At 68.1% G+C, this 18,002-nt stretch carries 15 protein-coding genes; 10 read left to right on the top strand and 5 right to left on the bottom strand.

Annotated elements, in window-relative coordinates:
* Nucleotides 1–110 precede the first annotated feature (110 nt).
* From DXK21_RS00185 to DXK21_RS00150, 8 genes are all read left to right on the top strand, one after another.
* Nucleotides 111–1,217 carry an S-(hydroxymethyl)glutathione dehydrogenase/class III alcohol dehydrogenase gene (locus DXK21_RS00185; RefSeq protein ID WP_114815776.1) on the top strand — a complete coding sequence of 369 codons (1,107 nt, stop codon included), beginning with the start codon at nucleotides 111–113 and terminating at the stop codon, nucleotides 1,215–1,217.
* 16 nt (nucleotides 1,218–1,233) lie between these two features.
* Nucleotides 1,234–1,698, top strand: a complete 465-nt coding sequence (locus tag DXK21_RS00180; RefSeq protein WP_114815775.1) for a GFA family protein — start codon at nucleotides 1,234–1,236, stop codon at nucleotides 1,696–1,698.
* A gap of 90 nt (nucleotides 1,699–1,788) precedes the next feature.
* Nucleotides 1,789–2,175, top strand: a complete 387-nt coding sequence (locus tag DXK21_RS00175; RefSeq protein WP_114815774.1) for a VOC family protein — start codon at nucleotides 1,789–1,791, stop codon at nucleotides 2,173–2,175.
* Nucleotides 2,176–2,186: 11 nt separating this feature from the next.
* Entirely contained in the window at nucleotides 2,187–2,735 is a 549-nt protein-coding gene (locus DXK21_RS00170; protein ID WP_114815773.1) for a hypothetical protein, read from the top strand.
* Nucleotides 2,736–2,754: 19 nt separating this feature from the next.
* Nucleotides 2,755–3,588 (top strand): S-formylglutathione hydrolase, encoded by an 834-nt coding sequence (fghA, locus tag DXK21_RS00165; RefSeq protein ID WP_114815772.1) that lies wholly within the window; start codon nucleotides 2,755–2,757, stop codon nucleotides 3,586–3,588.
* A 6-nt stretch (nucleotides 3,589–3,594) separates the two neighbouring features.
* Complete coding sequence (locus DXK21_RS00160) at nucleotides 3,595–3,840, top strand: hypothetical protein (RefSeq protein ID WP_114815771.1); 246 nt, start codon at nucleotides 3,595–3,597, stop codon at nucleotides 3,838–3,840.
* Nucleotides 3,841–3,953: 113 nt separating this feature from the next.
* Entirely contained in the window at nucleotides 3,954–5,789 is a 1,836-nt protein-coding gene (locus DXK21_RS00155) for a DUF885 domain-containing protein (RefSeq protein WP_114815770.1), read from the top strand.
* Between the two features lie 86 nt (nucleotides 5,790–5,875).
* Nucleotides 5,876–7,666, top strand: a complete 1,791-nt coding sequence (locus DXK21_RS00150; RefSeq protein WP_114815769.1) for a DUF885 domain-containing protein — start codon at nucleotides 5,876–5,878, stop codon at nucleotides 7,664–7,666.
* Between the two features lie 56 nt (nucleotides 7,667–7,722).
* On the opposite strand, the gene DXK21_RS00145 is transcribed toward DXK21_RS00150, so the two are convergent.
* Nucleotides 7,723–8,877, bottom strand: coding sequence for a DUF1176 domain-containing protein (locus DXK21_RS00145; protein ID WP_114815768.1), 1,155 nt, complete (start codon nucleotides 8,875–8,877; stop codon nucleotides 7,723–7,725).
* Between the two features lie 140 nt (nucleotides 8,878–9,017).
* Between DXK21_RS00145 and DXK21_RS00140 the strand changes: the two genes are divergently transcribed.
* On the top strand, nucleotides 9,018–10,238 hold the full coding sequence (locus DXK21_RS00140) for an NADP-dependent isocitrate dehydrogenase (RefSeq protein ID WP_114815767.1): 1,221 nt from the start codon (nucleotides 9,018–9,020) through the stop codon (nucleotides 10,236–10,238).
* A gap of 343 nt (nucleotides 10,239–10,581) precedes the next feature.
* Nucleotides 10,582–11,136 (top strand): DUF2939 domain-containing protein, encoded by a 555-nt coding sequence (locus tag DXK21_RS00135; protein WP_114815766.1) that lies wholly within the window; start codon nucleotides 10,582–10,584, stop codon nucleotides 11,134–11,136.
* Nucleotides 11,137–11,402: 266 nt separating this feature from the next.
* Here the strand turns inward: DXK21_RS00135 and alaS are convergent, their stop codons facing one another.
* From alaS to DXK21_RS00115, 4 genes are all read right to left on the bottom strand, one after another.
* Nucleotides 11,403–14,048, bottom strand: coding sequence for an alanine--tRNA ligase (alaS, locus tag DXK21_RS00130; protein ID WP_114815765.1), 2,646 nt, complete (start codon nucleotides 14,046–14,048; stop codon nucleotides 11,403–11,405).
* A gap of 286 nt (nucleotides 14,049–14,334) precedes the next feature.
* The gene (rraA, locus tag DXK21_RS00125; RefSeq protein WP_114815764.1) at nucleotides 14,335–14,817 is read right to left on the bottom strand and encodes a ribonuclease E activity regulator RraA; all 483 of its coding nucleotides are present in this window, start codon (nucleotides 14,815–14,817) and stop codon (nucleotides 14,335–14,337) included.
* Between the two features lie 376 nt (nucleotides 14,818–15,193).
* Nucleotides 15,194–16,273, bottom strand: coding sequence for a recombinase RecA (recA, locus tag DXK21_RS00120; RefSeq protein ID WP_114815763.1), 1,080 nt, complete (start codon nucleotides 16,271–16,273; stop codon nucleotides 15,194–15,196).
* Nucleotides 16,274–16,417: 144 nt separating this feature from the next.
* Entirely contained in the window at nucleotides 16,418–17,944 is a 1,527-nt protein-coding gene (locus DXK21_RS00115) for a CYTH and CHAD domain-containing protein (protein WP_114815762.1), read from the bottom strand.
* Nucleotides 17,945–18,002 lie beyond the last annotated feature (58 nt).

The following is an 18,002-nucleotide window of genomic DNA, read 5'->3' as shown; positions in this document are numbered from 1 at the left end:
GGTTGAAACTGGTCGCCGCCGGTGCGACCCCTCATCCGTCGGCCTGCGGCCGCCACCTTCTCCCGCAAGGGGAGAAGGGGAGAGACTGAAGAGACCAAGGAGCCCTCGCCATGAAAACCCGCGCCGCCGTCGCCTTCGAAGCCAAACGTCCGCTCGAGATCGTCGAGGTCGATCTGGAGGGCCCGCGCGCCGGCGAGGTGCTGATCGAGATCAAGGCGACGGGCGTTTGCCACACCGACGCCTATACGCTGGACGGTCTGGATTCGGAGGGCATCTTCCCCAGCATTCTGGGCCACGAGGGCGCGGGCGTGGTGGTCGAGGTCGGGCCTGGCGTGACCAGCCTGGCGGTCGGCGACCACGTCATCCCGCTCTACACGCCGGAATGCCGCCAGTGTAAGTCGTGCCTGAGCCGCAAGACCAACCTCTGCACCTCGATCCGCTCGACCCAGGGCAAGGGCCTGATGCCCGACGGCACCAGCCGCTTTTCCTACAAGGGTCAGGCCATCGCCCACTACATGGGCTGCTCGACCTTCTCGAACTACACGGTCCTGCCCGAGATCGCGGTGGCCAAGATCCGCAAGGACGCCCCCTTCGACAAGGCCTGCTACATCGGTTGCGGCGTGACGACGGGCGTGGGCGCCGTGGTCAATACGGCCAAGGTCGAGCCGGGCGCCAACGCCGTGGTCTTCGGCCTGGGCGGCATCGGCCTGAACGTCATTCAGGGGCTGAAGCTGGTCGGGGCTGACATGATCGTCGGCGTGGACATCAACCCGGACAAGGAAGAGTGGGGCCGCCGCTTCGGCATGACCCACTTCGTCAACCCGAAGGAGGTGTCCGACGTGGTGGCCCATCTGGTCGAACTGACCGACGGCGGCGCCGACTACACCTTCGACTGCACCGGCAGCACCGTGGTCATGCGTCAGGCGCTGGAAGCCTGCCACCGGGGCTGGGGCGAAAGCATCGTCATCGGCGTGGCCGAGGCGGGCAAGGAGATCTCGACCCGTCCGTTCCAGCTGGTCACCGGCCGCGTCTGGAAGGGCTCGGCCTTCGGCGGCGCGCGCGGTCGTACTGACACGCCCAAGATCGTCGACTGGTACATGGACGGCAAGATCGAGATCGACCCCATGATCACCCACACCCTGCCGCTGGAACGCATCAACGAGGCCTTCGACCTGATGCACGCGGGCGAGAGCATCCGTTCAGTGATCGTGTTCTAAAAGGAAGGGCTGGCCTATGAGTGACTGGAAGCTGCCGTGGACGGGCGCCTGCCTGTGCGGCCAGGTGCGCGTGCGAGTCACCGAGGCGCCGGTCTTCGCCTCGGCCTGTCATTGCCGGGCCTGCCAGAAGCTGACGGGCGGAGCCTATTCGCTCAGCCTGATGCTGCCGGCCTCGGGGCTGGAAGTGGAGGGCGAGACCGAGATCGGCGGCCTGCACAATCCTGTGCCGGAGCATCACTTCTGTCCGTCATGCAAGACCTGGCTGTTCACGCGCGGCATTGCGGGCGGGGCGTTCGTCAACCTGCGCCCCAGTCTGTTGGAGGATGCCTCCTGGGTCGTCCCCTATGCCGACACGGGCGTCGCCGATCGCCTGCCGGGGGTCCAGTCCGGCGCTCGCGTGGGCTATCCGGCGTTCCCGCCGGTCGAAGACTATGCCGGCTTGATGGAAGGCTATGCGCGCGACGGCGCCAAGCCGGCCTGAGCCGCCACGTAGTCAGTTGTCAAAAGAAACTATATTCGCTTAGCTTGCGGCGCCCGGCGAACCGGCCGGGCGCACCATCGGAGGAAGATCATGTTCACGCACGTCACCCTGGGCGCCAACGACATCGAGGCGTCGCAGAAATTCTATGACGCGGTGCTCGGGGCCCTGGGCCATCAGCCGGGCGCCTTCAGCGATCAGCCCCGTCCCGGCGTCTGGTACAGGACGCCGCGCGGCATGCTGGGCGTGGTCACGCCGCGCGACGGTCAGGCGGCCTGTCACGCCAACGGCGGCACCATCGGTTTCGCGGCGGCCAGCCCCGAGGCGGTCGTCGCCTTCGCCGAGGCCGGCGTAGCGGCGGGCGGCACGGCCATCGAGGACCCGGCGGGTCCGCGCGAAACCCCCTTCGGCAAGATGCACCTGGCCTATCTGCGCGATCCGTCGGGCAACAAGATCTGCGCCGTTCACCGGCCCGGCTGAGGACTGAAACGATGAAGACGGCGGCGATAGCGTCGATCATGGCCGGTCTGGCCGTCATGGGCCTCGCCGCCTGCAATCGCGAGCCTGCGCCCGTGGCGGCGGAGGCGCCCGCCGAGGCCTGGGTCGGCAAGGACGTGGTCCTCTATCTGCCCGACCCGGTCATGAAGGCGCGGGTCGAGGTCTCGGCCCTGTCGCCCTATGTCAATGCGGCGGCGATTGCTGCGGAGGGGGCTGTGCGGGCCGCGCCGGTCCAGCCGGGCGCCTCGGGCATGCTGCTGCTGATGGTCAAGCCGGGCGGGCGGGCCAGGGCCTGGGTCGTGACCGGTGAGCCGGCGCCCAGCGCGGAAACTGTCGCAGCCGTGGTCAGGGCGGTCGAGGCCGTGCCCGCGCCCGCCGTGCGCGAGGGGCCGATCCTGGTCGGCGTCGGCTTCGAGGCCTGGGGCGGCGGCGCGCCGCCCGCCGGGGCCAGCCCGCCGATACCGCGCGACTGGTACAGCTATTTCTCGAAGGACGGCGGCCAACTGGACGACGCCTTCATGGCCCGCGTCTGGCCCGACTGATCTTCAGGAGTCTGAGTTGATGGAAACCACCAAGACCCACGTCGTTCACGGCGGGACCCTGCGCTATCTGAAGCACGACAGCGCGACCACCGGCACGCCCATGACCCTGTCGGTCTTTGTGCCCGCGGGCGAGGGGCCGTTCCCGGTCCTGATCTGGCTGTCGGGCCTGACCTGCACCGAGGACAATTTCACCACCAAGGCCGGGGCCTACAAGGCCGCCGCCGAACACGGCGTCATCATCGTTGCGCCCGACACCTCGCCCCGAGGCGAAGGCGTGGCCGACGATCCGGCCTATGACCTGGGGCAGGGCGCGGGCTTCTATGTCGATGCGACCCAGGCGCCGTGGGCGCCGCACTTCCGCATGGAGAGCTACGTCACGGACGAACTGATCGCCCTGATCGACGCCGAATTCCCCACGACGAAGACCCGCTCGATCTTCGGTCACTCCATGGGCGGCCACGGGGCCCTGACCCTGGCCCTGCGCCACCCCGACCTGTTCCAATCGGTCTCGGCCTTTGCGCCGATTTCCTCGCCGACCCGCTGCGCCTGGGGCGAGAAGGCGTTTTCCGCCTATCTGGGCGAGGATCGCGCCGAATGGGCCAGACATGACGCGGCCTTGCTGATCGAGAACGGCGCCGCGCACGGCGTCTTCGACGACATCCTGGTGGATCAGGGCGACGCCGACCCCTTCCTGGCTGAGCAACTTAAACCCGAACTTCTGGTCGCGGCGGCCAAGGCGGCGGGACAGCGGCTTACCCTTCGGATGCAGCCGGGCTATGATCACTCCTACTTCTTCATGGCCAGCTTCGTGGATGACCACGTGGCCTTCCATGCGACCCGCCTGAAAGCCTGAGACTTCATGACTGACGCCGCCCCCAATTTCGACCACGTGGACTTCGACGAGATGTTCGCCGCCCTGTGCAGCGAGGTGGGCTTCTGCCTGCACGAAAAGGGTCAGAAGAAGGTGGTCGAGGCCCTGCCCAAGGGTCTGGACGCGGCGGTCAAGGCCGTGCTGGCCGCCGACGGCGTGGACGAACCCAATGCGCCGGGCGATCTGAAGAAGGCCGTGCGCGACTGCCTCAAGGCCCACATCCAGCCGGGCTGATTACGTCCAAGGCGGCGGATGGACGAAACGTCATCCGCCCACGACGGTGACGCCTTGCCGGGCGGCGTCGCTGCGCTAGCATCCCCTCCCATTGCTTTTGGGAGGAAGCCCCGATGATGGACCGTCGCCGCCTGTTGATGACCGCTGCGCTTGGAGGCGCATTCGCGACCTCCGGCGCCGCACGCGCCCTGGCCCAGGCCGCAGGGGCGCCCGCCGCCGCCGGGCCCGTCTCGGCCCAGTTCCTGGCCCTGCTGGACAAGATCGCGCAGGACATGTTCCTGTCCGACCCCGAATCCTTGACCATGCTGGGTATGGACCGAGGTGCGAAGGCCGATGCGCGCTTCAAGTTGGGCGACCGCTCCCAGGCCAAGATCGAAGCGGACAAGATCAAGTTCACTGAAAACATGAGGGCGTTGAAGGCCACGGATCGCGCCCGACTGACCGCCGAGGAGCAAACCTACTGCGACTCGCTGGAGTTCTTCGGCGACACGGCGATGGAGGGGTACAGGTTCCCCTATGGCGGCGGCATGTTCCCCTCGCCCTATACGGTCAGCCAGCTGGGCGGATCGTATCAGCAGATCCCCGACTTCCTCGACAGCCAGCACCGGATCGAGGCGGCGGACGACGCCGACGCCTATCTGTCGCGCCTGTCGGCCTTCGCCACAGCGCTCGACGATGAGCGGGCGCGGATGCAGGCCGACTTCGCCGCGGGGGCCGTGCCGCCCGACTTCGTCATCGACCGCACCCTGAGCCAGATGGCGGCCATCACCGGCACGGCTCCGGCGGACTCGGTGATGAGCCAGTCCCTCGCCCGCCGCACCGCCGAGAAGGCCATCCCCGGCGACTGGGCCGCGCGCGCCCAGGCCATCCTGACCGCGGACGTCTATCCGGCCATCCAGCGTCAGGCCGAGGCCCTGAAAGCGGTGCGTCCGGGCGCCACCCACGACGGCGGCGTCTGGCGCCTGCCGCAGGGCGAGGACTACTACCGCTTCGGCCTGAAATACTTCACCACCTCGTCGATGACGCCGGACGAGGTGCATCAGATGGGGCTGGAGCAGGTGGCCGAAATCTCGGCCCGCGCCGACGCCCTGCTGAAGGCGCAAGGCATGACGCAAGGCTCGGTCGGCGAGCGCATCGCCGCCTTGGGCAAGGACCCGCGCTTCGTCTATCCGAACACGGACGAGGCCAAGGACGAGCTGATCCAGGAACTCAACGTCCAGATGGTCGCCATGCAGGCGCGGATGCCCGACTACTTCGGCCGCCTGCCCAAGTCGCCGTGCGACATCAAGCGCGTGCCCAAGGCCATCGAGGCCGGGGCGCCGGGCGGTTATTATCAGTCGCCGGCCCTGGATGGTTCGCGACCGGGCGCCTACTACATCAACCTGCGCGACACGGCGGAATGGCCCAAGTGGACCCTGCCGACCCTGACCTATCACGAGGCGGTGCCGGGCCATCACTTCCAGATCGCCTTGCAGCAGGAGCAACCGGATACGCCGCTGCTGATGAAGGTCATGGGCTTCTCAGCCTATTCCGAGGGCTGGGGCCTGTACGCCGAGCAACTGGCGGACGAGATCGGCGCCTATGAGAACGATCCCTTCGGTCAGATCGGCTATCTGCAGTCGCTGATGTTCCGCGCCGCGCGTCTGGTCGTCGATTCCGGTCTGCACCACAAGCGCTGGAGCCGCGAACAGGGCATCCGCTACATGGTCGACACCTTGGGCGATCAGGAATCCAGCGTCGCCACCGAGGTCGAGCGCTACTGCGTCTGGCCGGGTCAGGCCTCCAGCTACAAGGTCGGTCACACCACCTGGGTCAAGCTGCGCGAAGACGCCAAGCGCCGTCTGGGCGACCGCTTCGACATCAAGGGCTTCCATGACACCGGCCTGAACCTGGGCGGGGTGCCGCTGACGGTGCTGGAGCGGACGATGAACGCCTGGACGCCGGCCTGAACCACCACACGGGCGCGCCGGCCCGACGACAGTTTGAGTGTGAGGGGGCGCGCGGCGTCGCGCCCTTCTCGTCGGGGAGTAAGACCATGATCGACCGCCGCCGCCTGTTGCTGACCGCCGCCGCCACGGCCGCCGTGGCGCCGTCTCTGGCCCAGGCCGCCGCCAGCGACGCGGATGCGCGGCTGAACGCCCTGCTGGACGGCTGGTTCGAGGCCGACGTGGACGAGGCGCCCGAGCGCGCCACCAACCTGGGTCTGGACAAGGGCGCGCGCGCCGGCCTGTCGTCCAAACTCAGCGAGGCCGGCCCCGAGGCCATCCGCAAGGACCGCGACAAGGCCATTAGCCGCTGGGCGACCTTGCGCGCCTTCGACCAGACCGGGCTGTCCGAAGCCGGCGCGCTGAACTACGCCATCGCCGCCTTCGGACGCGAGACCTCGGCCGAGACCGCGCGCTTCGCCTATGGCGCCGGGCCGGGCCGTCCGTCGCCCTATGTCGTGACCCAGCTGTCAGGCGCCTATTTCGAAACGCCGGACTTCATGGACAACCAGCACCGCATCGAGGATGCGGCGGGTGCCGACGCCTTCCTGTCGCGCCTGTCGGCCTTCGCCGGGGTGCTGGACGGCGAGACGGACAAGGTGCGCGAGGACGCTGGGCTGGGCGTCATCCCGCCGGACTTCATCATCGACCGCATGCTGCCTCAGGTCCGCACCCTGCGCGACACGCCCGCCGCCGACCTGGCGATGATCCAGTCGCTGGTCCGCAAGACCGCGGCCCTCAACCTGACCGGCTATGACGCCCGCGCCGCCGCCATCGTCGATCAGCAGATCAAGCCCGCCCTGGCCCGTCAGGTCGCCGCGCTGGAGGCCATCCGTCCGCAGGCGACGCACGACGCCGGGGTCTGGCGCCTGCCCGACGGCGAGGCCTTCTACGCCAATGGCCTGAAGTCCAATACGACCACGACCCTGAGCGCCGCCGAGATCCACAGGATGGGCCGCGAACAGGTGGCCGAGATCAGCGCCGAGATCGACGCCATCCTGAAATCCCAGGGCTATACGCAAGGCACGGTCGGCGAGCGGATTCAGGCCCTGAACAAGGACCCGGCCCAGCTCTTCCCCAACACAGACGCGGGCAAGGAAGAGCTGCTGGCCTGGCTGAACGAGCAGGTGGCGGCGCTGGAGCCGAAGCTGCCGACCGTCTTCGGCCGCCTGCCGAAATCCCACGTCGAAATCCGCCGCGTGCCGGTGTCGATCCAGTCGGGCGCGCCGGGCGGATACTACCACGGCCCGCCGCTGGATGGCTCGCGACCGGGCGCCTACTACATCAACCTGCGCGACAGCGGGAACTGGCCGAAGTTCGCCCTGCCGACCCTGACCTATCACGAGGCCTCGCCGGGCCACCACCTGCAGGTCGCCTTGCAGCGCGAGTCAGGCGAACTGCCGCAATGGCGCCGGGCGGGCGGCTTTTCGGCCTATAACGAGGGCTGGGCTCTGTATGCCGAGGCGGTCGCGGCCAACGACCTGAACGCCTATGCCGACAACCCGCTGGGGCGGGTCGGCTTCCTGATGTCCTACCTGTTCCGGGCCGTGCGGCTGGTGGTCGACACCGGCCTGCATTCCGAACGCTGGAGCCGCGAACAGGCGGTCGAATACATGGCGGCCTCGGGCGCCAAGCCGCTGGACGCCTCGAACAGCGAGATCAACCGCTACACCGTCTGGCCGGGCCAGGCCTGCGCCTACAAGGTTGGCCACACGGTCATCGCCCGGCTGCGGGCCGACGCCGAGGCCAGGCCCGGCTTCGACCTGCGCGCCTTCCACGACAGGGTGCTGATGAACGGCTCGCTGCCGCTGGCGGTGCTGGAAGCCCAGATGCGGGGCTGAGGGGCGGCTTTCTACTGAAGATCGGCCCGGATGTCCGTATCCGGGCCGTTTTCATGTCAGCGGCTGCGCCAGGTCGTCGGCCACTGGTCGGACGGCACGCCCCAGCATTCGCGCATCTCGCTCTCCGCCGCGAGGACGAAGGCGCGGCCGGTCCAGACCCAGAGGGAGTCGATGCCGCAGTCGCCGATGCCGCGCCCCTTGTTGAAACCGCGCAGGGTGCGGCTGCCGGGATCATACTCGCTGTCCACCACCTCGTCGTCGGGCGTGCGCGATGTGGGGAAGCTGAGCGCCTGCGGATCGGCGCCGTTCGGGCCGGTCACGAAATAGCGCATGCTGTAGTTGTAGGCCCCCGACGAGCAGGGCACGCCCCACAACTCCTGATCCGCCGACAGGCGGTCCACGGTGACGGCGGTCTGGAAGGTCGGGCTCTGGACGGTGTCTGCGCGGCACTGTTTCACGTCGGCCCGCGCCTCGAAGGCGGCGGACAGGACGGGCTTGGGCAGGTTGGTCTGGGCCACGGCGGGGGCGGGGCGCACCACCGGCAGGGCCGGGGCGGCGGGCACGGTGGAGGCTGGCTTCGATCCGCGCCGCACCAGGGCGGTGACGGTGCTCAGGCGGCCCTGACGCTCGTCGATCCACAGCAGGGCGGCGGCGGCCCCGGACAGGGAGATGGGCGTGCTCTCCACCCCTTGCGACAGGGTCATGCGGCGGCCTGATGCCAAGGCGTCCACGACCGGCAGGGCGTCGCCCTCGATCACCCCGGCGTAGGCCTGATCATTGGAGGGGTCGATTCCCTGCGCGGCGGGGAAGGCGCGGCCGTCGATCGTCAGGGTGAAGGGCCCGGCGCCGCCCTCTTCCTGATCACCCCAGAAGCCGGCGGAGAGGGCGGGGCGGGCGTCGGGTCCGGCATTCATGCTGACGCGCACCCAGCCGCCCTGACCGTCGGGCGCGGGACCGAAGGCGGAGCAGGCGTTGCCGTTGTCGCAGACGACCAGCCAGTCGCGGAACTTGCGCGTCTCGGTCTTGACCGTGGCCGCCGCGGGGTCGCGGGAGGCGGGCGCCGCTGCGACGGCGGTCGAGGCGGTCGGCTCTGTCGAAGCCCATTCCTGACAGGCCCCCAGGGCCAGGGCGGCGGACGCGGTAAGCAACAGGCTGCGAAGCATCATGGGCGGCGTTTCCGGCGACAGGAGCGGGACGCCATGAACGGTCAAGCCGGCCTCCGGTTCAAGTCGGATCGGGGCCTTTGCGCACAGGAAGGCGCTTGCGGCCCCTGACCCTTTGCGCCCGCGCCCGCGCCTCGCTATACCGCCCGCACGATATTCCTTCCCAGATTGAGAGACAGAGGCAGAGCATGGCCAAGATCAAGGTCGCCAACCCCATCGTGGACATCGACGGCGACGAAATGACCCGGATCATCTGGCAGATGATCAAGGACAAGCTGGTCTTCCCCTATCTGGACCTGGACCTCGACTACTACGACCTCAGCATGGAAAACCGCGACGCCACCGACGACCAGGTGACGATCGACGCGGCCCACGCGATCCAGAAGCACGGCGTCGGCGTCAAGTGCGCCACCATCACGCCTGACGAAGCCCGCGTGGCCGAGTTCGGCCTGAAGAAGATGTGGAAGTCGCCGAACGGCACCATCCGCAACATCCTGGGCGGCGTCGTCTTCCGCGAGCCGATCATCTGCTCCAACGTGCCGCGTCTGGTTCCGGGCTGGACCCAGCCCATCGTCGTCGGCCGCCACGCCTTCGGCGACCAGTACAAGGCCACGGACTTCCTGGTTCCTGGTCCGGGCAAGCTGACCATGAAGTGGGTCGGCGCCAACGGCGAAGAGCAGAACTACGAGGTCTTCGACTTCCCCTCGGCCGGCGTGGCCATGGGCATGTACAACCTGGACGACTCGATCACCGAGTTCGCTCGCGCCAGCTTCTCGTTCGGCCTGCAGCGCAACTATCCGGTCTATCTGTCGACCAAGAACACCATCCTGAAAGCCTATGACGGCCGCTTCAAGGACATCTTCCAGAAGGTGTTCGACGAAGAGTTCGCCGCCGAGTTCAAGGCCAAGGGCCTGACCTATGAGCACCGCCTGATCGACGACATGGTGGCTGCGGCCATCAAGTGGTCGGGCGGTTTCGTCTGGGCGTGCAAGAACTACGACGGCGACGTGCAGTCGGACATCGTGGCTCAGGGCTTCGGCTCGCTGGGCCTGATGACCTCGGTGCTGATGACGCCGGACGGCAAGGTGCTGGAATCGGAAGCCGCCCACGGCACCGTCACCCGCCACTACCGCCAGCATCAGAAGGGCGAGGCCACCTCGACCAACTCGATCGCCTCGATCTACGCCTGGACGCGCGGCTTCTCGCACCGCGCCAAGCTGGACGACAACGCCGACCTGGCCGAGTTCGCCGCCACCCTGGAACGCGTCGTGGTCGAGACCGTCGAAGCCGGCTTCATGACCAAGGACCTGGCCCTGCTGGTCGGCGACCAGCAGTCGTGGCTGACCACCGAGGGCTTCCTCGACAAGGTCTCCGAGAACCTGAAGAAGGCCCTGCCGAACATCGGCTAGCGGCGCTACCGTGCTCCGCGCTGCTTGAGCGCGTTACGCACCAAGAATGGGCCCGCTGGAGAAATCCCGCGGGCCTTTCTACTGGGCGCTGTCCATCCCAACCGCCGTCATCCTCGGACTTGATCCGAGGATCGGATTGTCCGCCTGCGCGACGGGGGTGAGGTTGAGTGCGACCTTGCGCTCGATCCTCGGGTCAAGTCCGAGGATGACGGCGGGAGGGGGCGCAATGACGCCAAGCATTAACGCCGCGCTTGAGCCCCCTCACGAACCATGCCCTTAATGTCCCTGGGTCGTGGTGCAACATGTCGCCTACCCGTCGCGTTCGTAAGGCAGGGGAGGGCCGATGAACCAGAAACTGATCATTCGACTGGGGGGCGCCGCCGTGGCGGTCTTCGTCCTGGCCTATGCCGCTTCGCCGCTGCTGGCCGCGCGGTCGCTGGTGCAGGCGGCCAAGACCGGAAACGAACAGGCGCTGGAGCGTCAGGTCGATTTTCCCGCCTTCCGCGCCAGTCTGAAAGACGAGCTGAGCGCCCGCATGGTCGCCGAAATGCGCGAGGACGACCGCCTGGGAGGTCTGTCGGGCTTGGGCATGCTGCTGGCTCCGACCCTGGTGTCGGGCGCGGTGGACGCCTTCGTCACGCCCCAGGCCATCGCGGTCATGGTGCAGGAAGGCCAGGGGCCCAAGCCCGACCAGGCCAAGCCCGAGGCAGGCCCGAAGCCGCAGAGCAAGCCCGAAAGCAAGAAGGTGCGACAGTCCTGGGGCTATCGCGACCTCGACACCTTCGCCGTCACCCTGACCCGCGACGACCAGCCGGACGAGCAGGTCTCCCTGCTGATGAAACGCCGCAACCTGTTCGGCTGGAAGCTGGCGGGGATTGATCTGAGCGCGCCGGAGTAACGCATTCTCTGCTCCCTTCCCCCTCGAGGGGGGAAGGGTCGGGGATGGGGGTGTGCACGCCGCCCTTTCCTTTCCTCCCTGTCGCGTAGCGATGGGGAGGTGGATCGACGCCGCAGGCGACGAGACGGAGGGGGCGGCTCGACGGCTGACGTTTGCGTCGCCCCCTCCACCGCTACGCGGTCCCCCTCCCCATGGAATGGGGAGGAAAGAAAAAGGCGGCGGACCCGAAAGCCCGCCGCCTGATTTCATTCAGCCTGTGAGGGCGATCAGCCCTTCAGCGCGGCCCGGATCGCCTCCAGACCGGCTTCGGCCTTCGACCCATCCGGGGCGCCGCCCTGGGCGAAGTCGGGCTTGCCGCCGGCGCCCTTGCCGCCCATGGCGATGACGGCGTCGCGGGCCAGGTCATCCGCGTTGACCTTACCGGCCATGTCCGGCGTGGCGGCGACGGTGATGGCCGCCTTGCCGTCGGTGACGCCGACCAGGGCGACGACGCCCGAGCCGAGCTGCTTCTTGAAGTCCTCGGCCACGCCGCGCAGGCCCTTGCCGTCCACCCCGTCCAGAACGCGGGCGATCAGCTTGACGCCGTTGATCTCTTCCGGGGCCGCATTAGCGCCCGCGCCGCCGCCCAGGGCCAGCTGCTTCTTCAGGTCGGCGACCTGCTTCTCCAGCGCCTTGCGTTCAGCGGTCAGGGCTTCGACACGGGCCGGGACGTCGGCGGTCTGGATCTTGAAGCTCTGGGCCAGCGAACGGGCGACATTGGCCTGTGCCAGCAGGAACTGACGCGCGGCCTCGCCGGTCAGGGCCTCGATGCGGCGGACGCCGGCGGCGACGCCGCCTTCCGACACGATCTTGAACAGGGCGATGTCGCCGGTGCGGGCCACGTGGGTGCCGCCGCACAGTTCGACCGAATAGGCGCCCTCGCCCGACAGGGCGTGACCCAGGGTCAGGACGCGGACTTCCTCGCCGTACTTCTCGCCGAACAGGGCGACGGCGCCGGCCTCGATGGCCTGTTCCGGCGCCATCAACTGGGTCGTGGCCGGGAGGTTCTGACGGATGACCGCGTTCACCTCGTCCTCAATGCGGGCGATCTCCTCGTCCGTCAGCGGGGCGTTGTGGCTGAAGTCGAAGCGCATGCGCTCGGCGTCGACCATCTGGCCCTTCTGGGCGACGTGGGGGCCGAGCACGTTCTTCAGCGCGGCGTGCAGCAGGTGGGCGGCGGAGTGGTTGGCGCGGGTGGTCGGGCGCGAGCCGACCTCGACCGTGGCGGCCACGGTCGCGCCGACCGTCAGGGCCGCTCCCTGGGCCACCTGGACCGTGTGAACGAAGAGGTCGGCGTGCTTCTTGGTGTCCAGCACCCGTCCTTCGCCGTTGGTCCAGACGAAGACGCCCTTGTCGCCGGCCTGACCGCCGCCTTCGGCGTAGAAGGGGGTCTGGTTCAGCACGACCTCGACCACTTCGCCGGCTTCGGCGGCGTCGACCGCCACGCCGTCCTTGAGGATGGCGACGACCTGGCCTTCGCCGGTTTCGCTGTCATAGCCGGTGAACTGGGTCACGCCGTGCTGGTCGCGCAGGGCCAGCCAGGCGCCGGCCGAGGCCGTCTGGCCTGAGCCGGTCCAGTGTTCGCGCGAACGGGCGCGCTGCTCGTCCATGGCGGATTCAAACCCGGCGACATTGACCGAGAAGCCGCGACGGCGGGCCTCGTCCTGCGTCAGGTCCAGCGGGAAGCCGTAGGTGTCGTAGAGGGTGAAGGCCGTCTGGCCGTCCAGCATGTCGCCGGCCTTGAAGCCGGTCGTAGCCTGATCGAACAGGTTCATGCCGCGGCCCAGGGTGGTGCGGAAGCGAATCTCTTCCTGCTTCAGCGTGTCCTCGATGAAGGCCTGGGCGCGGCCCAGTTCGGGATAGGCCTCGCCCATCTCCTGAACCAGGGTCGGCACCAGGCGGTGCATCAGCGGGTCGACGGCGCCCAGCAGGTGGGCGTGACGCATGGCGCGGCGCATGATGCGGCGCAGGACATAGCCCCGGCCTTCGTTCGACGGGGTCACGCCGTCGGCGATCAGGAAGGCGGTCGAGCGCAGGTGGTCGGCGATGACGCGGTGCGACGGGGCGCGCTCGCCCTCGGCCTTCGTGCTGGTCAGCTCTTCCGAGGCGCCGATCAGGCTCTTGAACAGATCGACTTCATAGTTGGAGTGGACGCCTTGCAGCACGGCGGCGATGCGCTCCAGACCCATGCCGGTGTCGACGCTGGGCTTGGGAAGGTCGCGAACGATCTGATCGTTCTCCTTCTCGTGCTGCATGAAGACGTTGTTCCAGATCTCCACGAAGCGGTCGCCGTCTTCATCGGGACTACCCGGAGGGCCGCCGAAGATGTGGTCGCCGTGGTCGTAGAAGATCTCGGTGCACGGCCCGCACGGCCCGTTGTCGCCCATGGCCCAGAAGTTGTCGGCGGTGGGGATGCGGATGATCTTGTCGTCCGAGAAGCCGGTGATCTTCTTCCAGATGTCGAAGGCTTCGTCGTCGGTGTGATAGACGGTGACGAGCAGACGGCTAGGATCAAGGCCGAACTCCTTGGTCAGCAGCCCCCAGGCGCTCTCGATGGCGTGGTCCTTGAAGTAGTCGCCGAACGAGAAATTGCCCAGCATTTCAAAGAAGGTGTGGTGACGCGCGGTATAGCCGACGTTGTCCAGGTCGTTGTGCTTGCCGCCGGCGCGAACGCACTTCTGCGACGAGGTCGCGCGCTTGTAGGGCGGGGTCGCGGCGCCGGTGAAATAGTCCTTGAACGGCACCATGCCCGCGTTGACGAACAGCAGGGTCGGGTCGTTCTGCGGCACCAGCGGAGCCGACTGCACCTTCTCGTGGCCGTCGGCCGCGAAGTAGTCGAGGAAGGTGGAGCGGATCTGTTTCAGGCTGGTCATGGCGTATCGCTCTAAGGAGTTCGGGCGCGCAGGGAGAATGTCGGAACCGGCGTCATATAGGGATTTTGCGCCGAGCGCATCACTGGCGCGTGATCGCGTGACAGGATCGGACGTCGGCGTTGCTTTTTCCTCCCCATTTCATGGGGAGGGGGACCACGAAGTGGTGGAGGGGGCGGCTCTGCCGTCTGACGATTTGAGCGCATTCGGCAAGGACGGCGTCGTCCCCTCCGTCACGTCGGCTGCGCCGCCGCGCTACCTCCCCATGAAATGGGGAGGAAAGGTATGGCTAGTCGTGCAGCCGCCGGGGCGCGACGATGACCCCGTCCGCGTCGGCGTAGAGCCAGTCGCCCGGCGTGAAGATGACGCCGCCGAAGGCCGTGGGGATGTCGATTTCGCCGATGGCGTCGCGGTCGGCGCGCAGGGGGATGGTCCCCACGGCCTTGACGCCGATCCCCATGCTGTCGATGACGGCGCTGTCGCGGATGGCGCCGTGGACGATGATCCCGGCCCAGCCGTTGTCGATGGCCAGTTTCGCCAGGTTGTCGCCGACCAGGGCGCGTTTCAGCGACCCGCCGCCGTTGACCACCAGAACCGCGCCCTGACCGGGCCGCTCCAGCGCCTGACGGACCAGGGCGTTGTCATCGAGGACGCTGAGGGTGCGGATCGGCCCGTGGAAGGCTGTGACCTGGCCGAAGCTGCGGAATGGGATGTGGCAGACTTTCACCACATCGGGATGGGCGTCGCACAGGTCGGCGGTGGCGAAGGTCATGAAAGGCTCCGGTTCTTCACGGCCGAGTTTGCCCGGTGGGGCGAGCCGAGAATAGCCGGGGCGATGAGAAAAGAGGGGCGGCGCGCTCCGATTTCTTTTCCGTCATTCCGGGGCGCGAAGCGAACCCGGAACCCAGGCGGCTGATATTTCGCCGACCATGCCATGGAGGCTGACGTCTGGGCCCCGGATCGTCCCTTCGGGCCGTCCGGGGTGACGGCAAAAGAGCGAGGCTCGAACAACCCACAAAAAGAGGCCCGCCCGATGCGGATCGGGCGGGCCTGCTCCGTCCGGCCCGAGCCCCGCGGGGTCGTTCGGCGGGTCGCGGGGGACGGCGGACGGAGAAGCTGGCGGAAGGGCTGGATCAGCCCCTCCAGTTTCACCCTTCCAGATCTTGACCTTCGTCAGGTTCCGGCGTGCCCAGGAGCTCGTCGGCGATCTTGTTGGTCGAGGCGCGCACGGCGGCCTCGATCGAGGCGGCCATGTCCGGGTTCTGTTTCAGGAACTCGCGCACGTTCTCGCGGCCCTGACCGATGCGGGTCGAGTCATAGCTGAACCAGCTGCCGGCCTTGTCGATGACCCCGGCCTTGACCCCCAGGTCGATGATCTCGCCCAGCTTGGAGATGCCTTCGCCGTACATGATGTCGAAGATGACCTCGCGGAACGGCGGGGCGACCTTGTTCTTGACCACCTTGACGCGGGTGGTGTTGCCGACGACCTCGTCGCGGTTCTTGATCGCGCCGGTGCGGCGGATGTCGAGGCGGACGGAGGCGTAGAACTTCAGCGCATTGCCGCCGGTCGTCGTTTCCGGCGAGCCGTACATGACGCCGATCTTGTGACGGATCTGGTTGATGAACAGGACGATGCAGTTCGACTTGGAGATCGAGGCCGTCAGCTTGCGCAGGGCCTGGCTCATCAGACGGGCTTGCAGGCCCGGCAGGCTGTCGCCCATTTCGCCTTCGATTTCGGCGCGCGGCGTCAGGGCTGCGACCGAGTCGACCACCACGATGTCCACGGCGCCCGAGCGCACCAGGGTGTCGACGATCTCCAGCGCCTGTTCGCCCGTGTCAGGCTGCGACACCAGCAGGTCGTCCAGGTTGACGCCCAGCTTCTGGGCGTAGCCGGGATCCAGAGCGTGTTCGGCGTCGACGAAGGCGGCGACGCCGCCGGCTTTCTGGATTTCGGCCACCGTGTGCAGGGCCAGGGTGGTCTTGCCCGAGGATTCAGGGCCGAACACCTCGATGACGCGGCCGCGCGGTAAACCGCCGATGCCGAGCGCCATGTCCAGGCCGAGCGAGCCAGTGGACACCGAGGGGATCACATCGGCGACCCCGCCCTTGCCCAGTTTCATTACAGAGCCCTTGCCGAAGGCGCGATCAATCTGCGCGATCGCCGCCTCAAGAGCGCGTTGCTTTTCGCCGTCTTCTTTACCCACGAGCTTCAATGCCGCCTGTGCCATTGGTTTTCTCTCCCTTGCCATGATTCCATTCTGGGCTTTGGGAGAGACCCGCCAGGACCCGCTCCCTCTGTGAGACGGACTATGTGCATGGTTTGTTCTGGTTCACAAGATGTTCTCATTTGCGCAATGAGAACAAATAGCGACCTACGACCGTTTTTGACGTTTCCTGCGTCTGTTCCAGAAGGGCTCGGCGTCGTGAAAACGCCGGCTGGCCTTGATGGCGGCGGTCAGAAGGGCGGCCTCGTCGCGCTCGCGCCGCCCGATGACGCGGCCGGCGGCGAAGGCGAGCGCGGCATCGTCCAGATGGGCTTCGCCGGGGATTCGGTCGCGGGCCACGGCCAGATCATTGAGCGCGCCCAGCGTGTCCTGCATCTGTTCCAGCGCCTGGAGGTAGCGGGCGCGGCGGCGACGGGCCGGAAACAGGTCGGCGAAGAACTCGGCGGCGTAGCGCAGGCGCTTGGCGCGGATGCGCAGGTGGTGGCGCGTGTCGGCGTCCTGATCGGCCAGGCTCCGGGCGCGCTTTTCCACCTGATGGTGCAGGTTGTCGAGCGCCTCGGCGGCGAACCGCGCCACGGGGTCGTCGGGCAGGGGCGCCGTCTCGATCCAGGCGGTCGTCTCCAGCATCAGCAGGCCGTAGCGCGGCGACTGTAAGGCGCTAAGGGCGCGGTCGTAGGCCTCGCCGCGCGCGGTCAGCAGGCGTCGCCCCAGCGGCGCCAAGCCGGGCGAGGGGGCGTCCTGCGCCGTCGGGTGGAAGACGTCGCGGATGAAGACGTCCAGATCGCGGGCGCCGTCGGTCTCGCCCGCCAGCCATTTCAGCTCGGTCTCGATGCGTTGGCGCTCAGGCTCGACCAGGAGGGGCTTGAAGACGCCGATGGCGGCGCGCAGTCGGCGCAGGCCCACGCGCAGCTGATGCACGGCCTCAGGGCGGCGCACGACCCGCAGCAGTTCGGCGTTGGCCGAGACCTGGGCCAGGCAGGCCATGGCGATGGTGCGGAAAGCGTCGCTGGTCGTGGCTTCGGACGACAGGGGCGTGGGCGCGGCGCGGCGGGGGCTGCGACTGCTCCCCTCGGCCAGGCGCCAGCCGCGTTCGGACTTGCTCTCGAACACCGGGACGATGGTCAGATCGCGCGCCAGACGGCGGGCCAGGGTGAAGAGGACGGCGGGGTCGCCGCGCTTCAGTTCCAGCTCCAACTCGTAGATGGGCTCGCGGCGGTCGCCCCCCTCCGGGTCTGGGGCTGACAGGTCGCCCGCGTCGAAGGCGGCTTCGATCAGGGCGCCGTTCAGCTCGACCATGCGGATGCGCCGCACCACCGTGGTGGCGAAGCGAGGCGACAGGTCGGCGCGGCGGCCCTTCAGCAGCCTGTGCGCGGGGGTGGCTTTCAGCGCGGCGAGGTCCAGGGCCTCGGAGGCGACGCGGACCTCCCACTCGTCGCGGGCGGTCTGGCCGGGGGCGGTCTGGCGTTTCAGCGTCTGGACGAAGCCGCCGGGCGTGGTCCGCACCCTCAGGCTGAATCCGGCCGCGCGCAGCACGCCGTCGGGGGTGTCGAAATAGACCGAGCGCAGGGACTGGCTGGTCTGCTCGCCTCGCAGCGCCGGGTGCCCCGACAGGCGCACGACCGCGCCCGGGCCGAGCCGGAACTTCAGTTCAGTTTCGGTTGCGCACGCGGCCATGAGCCTAATCTACGCCTCTCGCCGTCATCCCGGAAGCGGCGCAGCTGTGGGGCGCGCG

The organism is Brevundimonas bullata, assembly GCF_003350205.1.
In the GTDB taxonomy this organism is placed as follows: Bacteria; Pseudomonadota; Alphaproteobacteria; order Caulobacterales; family Caulobacteraceae; genus Brevundimonas; species Brevundimonas bullata.
This window is presented reverse-complemented; position numbering and strand designations above follow the sequence as displayed.

Bases quoted from the DNA above. Each gene is read 5' to 3' on its own strand.
- recA (WP_114815763.1), bottom strand. From the start codon at position 16,273: ATGGCACAGGCGGCATTGAAGCTCGTGGGTAAAGAAGACGGCGAAAAG.
- DXK21_RS00170 (WP_114815773.1), top strand. From the start codon at position 2,187: ATGAAGACGGCGGCGATAGCGTCGATCATGGCCGGTCTGGCCGTCATG.
- DXK21_RS00160 (WP_114815771.1), top strand. From the start codon at position 3,595: ATGACTGACGCCGCCCCCAATTTCGACCACGTGGACTTCGACGAGATG.
- DXK21_RS00135 (WP_114815766.1), top strand. From the start codon at position 10,582: ATGAACCAGAAACTGATCATTCGACTGGGGGGCGCCGCCGTGGCGGTC.
- rraA (WP_114815764.1), bottom strand. From the start codon at position 14,817: ATGACCTTCGCCACCGCCGACCTGTGCGACGCCCATCCCGATGTGGTG.
- DXK21_RS00115 (WP_114815762.1), bottom strand. From the start codon at position 17,944: ATGGCCGCGTGCGCAACCGAAACTGAACTGAAGTTCCGGCTCGGCCCG.
- DXK21_RS00180 (WP_114815775.1), top strand. From the start codon at position 1,234: ATGAGTGACTGGAAGCTGCCGTGGACGGGCGCCTGCCTGTGCGGCCAG.
- DXK21_RS00140 (WP_114815767.1), top strand. From the start codon at position 9,018: ATGGCCAAGATCAAGGTCGCCAACCCCATCGTGGACATCGACGGCGAC.
- DXK21_RS00150 (WP_114815769.1), top strand. From the start codon at position 5,876: ATGATCGACCGCCGCCGCCTGTTGCTGACCGCCGCCGCCACGGCCGCC.
- DXK21_RS00155 (WP_114815770.1), top strand. From the start codon at position 3,954: ATGATGGACCGTCGCCGCCTGTTGATGACCGCTGCGCTTGGAGGCGCA.
- fghA (WP_114815772.1), top strand. From the start codon at position 2,755: ATGGAAACCACCAAGACCCACGTCGTTCACGGCGGGACCCTGCGCTAT.
- alaS (WP_114815765.1), bottom strand. From the start codon at position 14,048: ATGACCAGCCTGAAACAGATCCGCTCCACCTTCCTCGACTACTTCGCG.
- DXK21_RS00185 (WP_114815776.1), top strand. From the start codon at position 111: ATGAAAACCCGCGCCGCCGTCGCCTTCGAAGCCAAACGTCCGCTCGAG.
- DXK21_RS00175 (WP_114815774.1), top strand. From the start codon at position 1,789: ATGTTCACGCACGTCACCCTGGGCGCCAACGACATCGAGGCGTCGCAG.